The 7,793-nt window shown below is 42.0% G+C and carries 4 protein-coding genes; all 4 read left to right on the top strand.

Features of this window, described 5'->3' with window-relative positions:
- Nucleotides 1-423: 423 nt before the first annotated feature.
- The 4 genes from F6J99_RS37785 (at nt 424) to F6J99_RS37770 (ending at nt 7,726) form a co-directional block, all read left to right on the top strand.
- Entirely contained in the window at nt 424-1,359 is a 936-nt protein-coding gene (locus F6J99_RS37785) for a phosphorylase (RefSeq protein ID WP_293121004.1), read from the top strand.
- Nucleotides 1,360-2,145: 786 nt separating this feature from the next.
- Nucleotides 2,146-4,974, top strand: a complete 2,829-nt coding sequence (locus F6J99_RS37780) for an S-layer homology domain-containing protein (protein ID WP_293121006.1) — start codon at nt 2,146-2,148, stop codon at nt 4,972-4,974.
- Between the two features lie 628 nt (nt 4,975-5,602).
- Nucleotides 5,603-5,971, top strand: a complete 369-nt coding sequence (locus F6J99_RS37775; protein WP_293121002.1) for a hypothetical protein — start codon at nt 5,603-5,605, stop codon at nt 5,969-5,971.
- 75 nt (nt 5,972-6,046) lie between these two features.
- The gene (locus tag F6J99_RS37770; RefSeq protein ID WP_293121000.1) at nt 6,047-7,726 is read left to right on the top strand and encodes a glycosyltransferase family 39 protein; all 1,680 of its coding nucleotides are present in this window, start codon (nt 6,047-6,049) and stop codon (nt 7,724-7,726) included.
- Nucleotides 7,727-7,793: the final 67 nt, after the last annotated feature.

The raw sequence follows: 7,793 nt of genomic DNA, 5'->3' as shown, positions 1-7,793 counted from the left end.
GAGTAGGGAGTAGGGAGTAGGGAGTAGGGAGTAGGGAGTAGGGAGTAGGGAGTAGGGAGTAGGGAGTAGGGAGTAGGGAGTAGGGAGTAGGGAGTAGGGAGTAGGGAGTAGGGAGTAGTAGCAAAGGGATCAGATTTTTTTTATTATAAATTAATTTTCATACATTTTGTTTAAAATAACTATGGTATTTAAGCTTTTTAAATAGTTACTTTGTTTTAAGATTATAGTTTTTTTTTTAACGTTAATCAATAATATAATAGCGTTTATTATTCTAAATAGGTCAACTTTATTCCCCCTGCTCCCTGCTCCGAAGTCCCTGCTCCCTATTCGAGGTTTATTTTAAGCTGACAGCTGACGGCTTAATGCTTACTTTTTGACAAATGATTTAAGATTGCCATAGAAGCTGAAGGAAATGCGATCGCTATGATTGAAGAACAACCAATTACCGAAGGAACACTAGTACTAGAACCAGGTACATTGTGGCCGAAACTCAAAGCACAAACTGAACACGCTATTGAATGTAAAGCACTCCACTCCATAGCGACAGAATACGAATTCGTAGAACAGGAGGGTATTCGCTTCTTGGTGCGGATTTTGTCTAATCTGGTACGGAAAGACAAAGCTAAGAAGAAGCAAGAGGAAAAAACCGCTAGTTCATCCAAGGATTTCAACCCTTTTCTGCCCTACGAACAAGATTTATTTGTAGCAGACCTTTCCGACACCCACCTGTGTCTGTTGAACAAATACAACGTAGTTGACCATCACCTGCTGATCATAACCCGTGCTTTCGAGGAGCAAGATACTTGGCTGACGTTGCAGGATTTTGCTGCTATGTGGGCATGTCTTGGGGAAATTGATGGCTTGGCATTCTATAATGCTGGAACAATTGGTGGTGCGAGTCAACGACACAAGCACTTGCAACTAGTTCCTCTGCCCCTAGCCCCTGAAGGAGTTAACATCCCGATTGAAAATGCGATCGCATCAGCTAACTTTCAGGACTCTGTTGGCACCATCCCAACCTTGCCCTTCATCCATGCTATTGCTCAGCTTGACCCTAATTGGGTAAACTCGACCTGGGATGCTGCTCAAGCCACCCTCAAGTTGTACCATAGATTACTGAGTGCAGTCGGGTTGCCATGGAATAATGTCAATGGTAACAAGCAATCCGGTGCCTACAATCTCCTCGCCACAAGGCAATGGATGTTGCTTTTACCCCGTTCTCAAGCAGATTTCCAGTCAATTGGTGTCAACTCCCTCGGATTTGCTGGAGCTCTCCTAGTCCGAAACCAAGAGCAAATGAAACGTCTGAAAGACCACGGTCCCATGACAATTTTAAAAAACGTTGCTGTTACTTGGTAATTAAGGAAAGGGAACAGCGGATCTGGGAGTAGGGAATAGGGAGTAGGGAGTAGGGGGAATAAAATTGAATTTATCTCATCATGATTAAAAACGCTATAATCCCCAATTTTAAAGTATTCTACAGTGCGTTTATCGTAACCTGAGTTCGGGCTCGCGCAGATTGAGGTAAAAGCCAGTCGAGACGAAGACTTGGCTTTTTAGGCTGATGGCAATATGCAATCAGGTTACTACCTGTCCCAATTCTGATCAGGGTCAGGGCAAGAATCAATAAGCTGTGGCTTACCCTCGAAAAATACCAGGTCATTCTCAACAACTTAACTCTATTGCGAGTCGAGTTCGACGAGATTATAGGGATTTTGAGCCACAAGCAACCGATATCTAGCCAATGCACATACATTATAGGCGATTTTTTCTTGCGCTTACCCTGCCTTTTCTTATCCCGAACTCAGATAAAATATCAGAAAGCTTAAGAGGTTGTCTGAGAAGTCTAATTTGCTACACCTAAGCCCCCGTTGGTTCCCCAACTTTGGGGGACTTTTACCAGCAAATAGATTCTTGTTCCCCCCAGAATTGGGGGGCTAGGGGGGCAAAATTCAGTATCAAAAAACTTTTCAGATATCCTCTAAGCAGGAATACCTAAAAATTACGAATCAAAACAGAACAAATGTGCCACTTGGGGATTCGTAATGTGAAGTTGTAATCTTTAGCCAAATTATGGAATAAATATCAACAGACTGGGAAAAATAGTTGAGAAATCATCTAATAATATAAGGAGCATTGGAAACCATGGGAACCCTCTACGTCAATCCAACCACTGGTGATGATAGTGCTACAGGCAGCGAGTCTGCTCCCCTCAAAACCATTACAGGTATTACGGGAGCTATCAGCAAAGTTCAAGTAGGGGACACAATTCAACTAGCCCCTGGAACTTACAATCGCGCCAGTGGGGAAAAATTCCCCCTTAAAGTCCCTTCTGGAATCAAGATAGTTGGTAACGACACTAATAAAGGCAAGGATATCTTAATTGAAGGGGGAGGGGATTTTGTTAGCCCTTCCTCAGCTTTGCAAAATATTAGTATCTCCCTTGCCAATAATACCGAATTGCGGGGGGTGACAGTTACTAATACTGAACCTCGGGGTACGGGGGTTTGGTTAGAATCCACTAGCCCAATTATTGCCAATTGTACCTTTACCAAATGTAACCGCGAAGGTATTCAAGCCACAGGCACAGCAGCCCCACAAATCCTGAACAATTTATTTATTGCTAATTTAGGACAAGGCATTGCTTACCGCAAAACTAGTGCCGGAGAAGCACGGGGCAATATCTGTCAAGATATGGCTGCTGGTATTGATATTGGGAACGAAGCAAACCCCTTAATTATTAGTAATACCATCTCCGGTAATCGCTTTGGCATGACTATTTTTAGCGATGCCAAACCTATTCTACGCAGCAATGAGATTAAAAATAGTACCGATGATGGTATCTCTGTAAGTGATAGGGCATTGCCTGACTTGGGTACAGACAGTGAAAAGGGCAAGAATATTTTCCGCAACAATGGTAAATATCACATTAATAACAGTAGTAGTAATCAGCTACTCTCCACGGGCAATTCCTTCACCTGTGCTAACAAAACTGAACTTGCTCAAAAAATCAAAGGCGATGTGGACTTAAAAGATAGCACTATTATCGGCAAACATCCTGTTGATTTTCCCGATCTCAACGATCATTGGGCAGAAGATTTTATCTACGCCCTCTTGGCAGAGCAAATCCTCAGTGGCTATCCCGATGGTACTTTGAAACCTAATGATAATATCACCCGTGCTCAGTATGCAGCCTTATTAGTGAAAGCCTTTAATCCCCAACCTAAACGTGCCCAGAAGACTTTCAAAGACGTTGACACAGATTATTGGGCAGCAGAGGTAATTCAACAGGCATATCGGGGAGAATTCCTCTCTGGTTATCCCAATGATAATTTTAAACCCAACGATCCCATTAAACGGGCAGATGTAATTGTTTCGGTGATCAACGGCTTAGGCTTATCGGATACCAAGAACAATGCCTTAAGTTTCTATAATGATCGCACTACCATTCCCACCTACGCTGTAGATGCGGTTAAAACAGCCACCATGAAAAAAATTGTGGTTAATTACCCCAATGTGAAACGGTTGCGCCCCACCGAAGGTACTACCCGTGCTGAATTAGCAGCGATGGTATATCAAGCATTGCTGGCTCAAGGTAAATTGGCTGCTATCTCTTCTCCTTATATCGTCGTCTACACTCAAGATAGTTCTGATTCTAGTTTCTCAGATGCGGCAGGGCATTGGGCAGAAAAATTCATTGAAGGGTTATGCCAAGGAGAATTAATCACGGGCTATCCTGATGGTACCTTTAAACCCGATGCCCAAATGACCCGTGCCCAATATGCAGCCTTGTTGAATCAAGTCTTTACCCTTACCCCCAAACGGGAAGCAATCAAATTCAGCGATGTCAGCAATGATTTTTGGGCTGAAGAAGTAATCCAAAAAGCTTACCGTGCTGGTTTCCTCTCTGGTTTTCCCGATGGTACATTTAAGCCCAATGACCATATCCAACGGGTACAGGTTTTAGTCTCCCTGGTGAATGGTTTGGGTTTATCAGCCTCTGAAAATGTGGTTCCCTATTCAGATCATGGTAGTATCCCCGACTATGGCAAAGATCAAGTAAATACCGCTACCGCCAAGGGCTTGGTGGTTAACTATCCCGATGTGGAGAAACTACAACCCACTGAAGCAGCCACTCGTGGGGAAGTATCGGCATTGATTTACCAAACCTTGGTGAACGCAGGGGAGTTGGCAGCAATTGACTCCAATTATGTTGTCAAGGTGGATGCTCAATACAATTCCCTGGAACAATTACGGAAAACAAAAGAGTGTCAGAACTGTAATTTAGCTGGGGTAGAACTTTCTGGAGAGGACTTAGAAGGGGCAAAATTAGCTGGAGCTAATCTAAAAAATGCTAATTTGCCTGGGGTTAACCTCAAGTCCGCAGATTTAGAAAACGCTAATTTTGCAAGAGTTAATTTAGAGTCCGCTAACCTAGAGTCCGCTAACCTAAAGTCCGCTAACCTAGAGTCCGCTAACCTCAGTAAAGCGAAGCTAGAGTCCGCTAACCTAAAGTCCGCTAACCTCAGTAAAGCGAACCTAGAGTCCGCTAACCTCAGTCTCTTTAGATCAAGAAAGGCAACTAATCTTGAAGGGGCAAACCTCACAGAAGCTAACTTATCAAAGGCCTATATTGTGAATATTAATCTCAGTGGGGTTAATCTGGAGAGAGCCAATCTCCAACAAGCACAACTGAGTTCTCTGTATATAAGTGCTTCATTACCTATCTATCAAGCTTTAATCACTTCCAAGCTGAAGGAGGCTAACTTAGCCGGAGCTAATCTTGAGGATACTGACTTGGGGGGAATTGACCTATCCTACGCAAACCTCTCCAACGCCAGTCTCAAAGGAGCGCGTTTAGAGTATACCTTCGATGGCACTTATTGGGGTTTGCCCAACGAAGTTTATCGTGCCAACCTCGAAGGGGCGAACTTAACTAACACCATTATGCCCGATGGTAGTACCCATAAATAGGGTGACTTAGAGATTTTAAAGCCCCAAAAAAGCCTCAAATTTATACATAGCAATGCCCTTACTTATATCTACCTATTTTATGGCTATATCCAGGTCGAGCGCAATCTTTTTATCCTTGGCTTATACACCTTATAATCCTTAGTTTTGATGGTTTTTTATCTGTTATTATTGCCAAATAACGTTAGTGAAAATCACCCGTGCAGATATAGCGCTACGCGCAAGTGAGAAGTCAGAATTCAGAATTCAGAAGTAAGCTATAATTGATTAAGTTTCGGAGTTTAGTAATGTCCTAATCTTAATGGGTAGTGCTATATTGTCGGTAGCTGTTTTTGATTGCTTAACTACTTATAGTTGTTGGTCATTACACGGAATTAATTTAAAAAATTACCAACGCTATTTACGGGGATTAATAGTGTTAAGATTGAAGTGATTTATTGGATTTATACAGACAGCAAGCGATGGTTTATTACCTTGCTGTTTATTTATTGATTATGACTACCATAAAAGCCTACTTCGATAAGTAATTCATGGTCAGCAGAATGCGATTGGCAAATTCCGAAGTCGAATGAGACAGCCATATTCCTTGCTCGTCTTTATCCTCCCAATTTCCTGGTAGATAACATTGTTTATGGCATTCTTCGCAAACAGGTACCATAGCCTTGCCAGGAACCTCTTTCGCACCGTTTTATCTAAGGTGATGGATTCCTGTGGCAGTAGACTCTCGGCAGATACAGCAGACTCTTCTGGTCAAGGCAAAAGTGGCGTCACGATTTTCTTTGTATTTAACCCGAACTCAGGTTATCGTAGTTATGAGGTACAGTCTTATTTGAAGCTAATTACCTGTCTTGATGCAGTCGCTCATGGGGGGAACCCCCAAGACCGCGCTGCATCGCTTAAAACCCTCTTGAATATTGCCTTTTGCCTTTTGCCTTTTGCCTTTTGCCTTTTGCCTTTTGCCTTTTGCCTTTTGCCTTTTGCCTTTTGCCTTTTGCCTTAAAAGGATAAGCAATGTCGCTCAAACGCTGCTGAGAATTGCTATAGTTTCAATTATCCCCTAATTATCTTAGTTAACATGATCAAGAAAATTACTCTTGATTCTATCTGGTTTAGAAATTTACTGATCATCGTAATCGTACTGGGAGTAGTCTTTAGATTTTACAACCTAGACCGTAAAGTTTACTGGTACGACGAGACAATGACCTCCATTAGAATTTCCGGTCACACTCGAACCGAACTAGTAGAAGAAATTTTCGATGGTCAGATTATCAGCGTAGAAAACTTATTAAAACAGTACCAATTTCCCAATCCTGAAAAAGATATCAATGACACTATTAATTCCCTAGCAGGCAATCCAGAACATTCCCCCCTTTACTACCTAATGGCCAGGTTATGGTTACAAACCTTTGGCAATTCAGTAGGAACGATCAGACTCCTATCAGTACTAATTAGCTTATTAGCATTGCCCTGTGCTTACTGGCTGTGCTTAGAACTTTTTGGTTCACAATTAATCGGTTGGGTAGCTGTTGCAATAATTGCTATTTCTCCCTTTCATGTTTTGTATGCCCAAGAAGCCCGAGAATATAGTTTATGGACTGTTACTATTTTGCTTTCTAGTGCAGTGCTATTATGGGCAATGAATTATTCTAGGAGAAAGCAATTAATTAAAAAACATTATCGATGGATTATCTATAGTTTTACTGTTGCTTTAGCACTTTATACTCACCCTTTCTCAGCCTTTGTCTTAATTGGACAGGGATTGTATGTATTAATTACCGAAGGTGCTCGCTGGACTAAGCGAGTAAGTAGCTATTTACTAGCCTCCTTAGGAGGAGTATTGCTATTTTCTCCTTGGCTAATTATTGTTATCATTAATTTCTCCAAATTTATCGCCAATACTGACTCAGTTAATCATAGTCGTTCAGGCTTTTTACCCCTATTTTGGACTTTAAACCTCAGTCGGATTTTCTTTGATGTTAATCAAGGCATCCATCCTTTGAGTCCCCTCCACTATCTCAGTTTATTGTTAGCAGGATACGCCCTCTACTATCTTTGTCGTAACGCTCCTCAGCATGCTTGGGTATTTATTATTACCTTAATTGGAGTGACAGGAATTGCTCTAATCGGTCCAGATGTGCTATTAGGTGGTCGCCGTTCTAGCATTACTCGCTATGCTATTCCCTGTTATCTAGGTATTCAGTTAGCTATTGCTTATTTCCTGACAACCCAAGCCAAACACTCAGGACAACATCCCAAGGGAATGATTGATGGAAATTTAGCAAATCCCGAAGATAGACAAAATCAGCAAGTAAGGGGTAACCATGACATGGTGCCCATGGAAAAAACCCGAAAAAATCCTAAAACTTGGAAGTCTATAGCAATTGCTCTGGCATTTAGCGGCATACTCTCCTGTATAGTCAGCTCTCAACTGCCAGTTTGGTGGCACAAGAGCTATGCGAAGAGTCGCAATAATCCCGACGTAGCAGCTTGGATTAATCAAATCCCACAACCACTCTTGATCAGTAATGAAATTCCCGGTAGGGTTCTATCTCTGTGTCATCTACTTCGTCCGGATGTACAGCTGATGTTATTGGATAAATCCAATAGCTCTACCAACATACCGGAGATTCCGGAGGGTTTCAAAAATGTTTTACTTTATCGACCGTCAGAGGAATTACGTCAGGGAATTGAAACCACCCATAACTATAGGGTTAAACCCACCGATCAATCTTGGCTCTGGAAACTATCAAGATAGGGAATTTCGTCAGAGAAAAAAAGTAGTAGTGTTATCTGCCTTATCCCGAGTTGCATTCACACCATTT

It is taken from the genome of Moorena sp. SIO4G3 (assembly GCF_010692305.1).
Lineage (GTDB): Bacteria > Cyanobacteriota > Cyanobacteriia > Cyanobacteriales > Coleofasciculaceae > Moorena > Moorena producens_A.
Note: the sequence above shows the minus strand (reverse complement) of the source record. Positions and strands in the feature narration are given on the sequence as shown.

What these genes read in the sequence shown, in the direction of transcription:
- F6J99_RS37785 (WP_293121004.1), top strand. Translation starts at nt 424, where the DNA reads ATGATTGAAGAACAACCAATTACCGAAGGAACACTAGTACTAGAACCA.
- F6J99_RS37775 (WP_293121002.1), top strand. Translation starts at nt 5,603, where the DNA reads ATGGCATTCTTCGCAAACAGGTACCATAGCCTTGCCAGGAACCTCTTT.
- F6J99_RS37780 (WP_293121006.1), top strand. Translation starts at nt 2,146, where the DNA reads ATGGGAACCCTCTACGTCAATCCAACCACTGGTGATGATAGTGCTACA.
- F6J99_RS37770 (WP_293121000.1), top strand. Translation starts at nt 6,047, where the DNA reads ATGATCAAGAAAATTACTCTTGATTCTATCTGGTTTAGAAATTTACTG.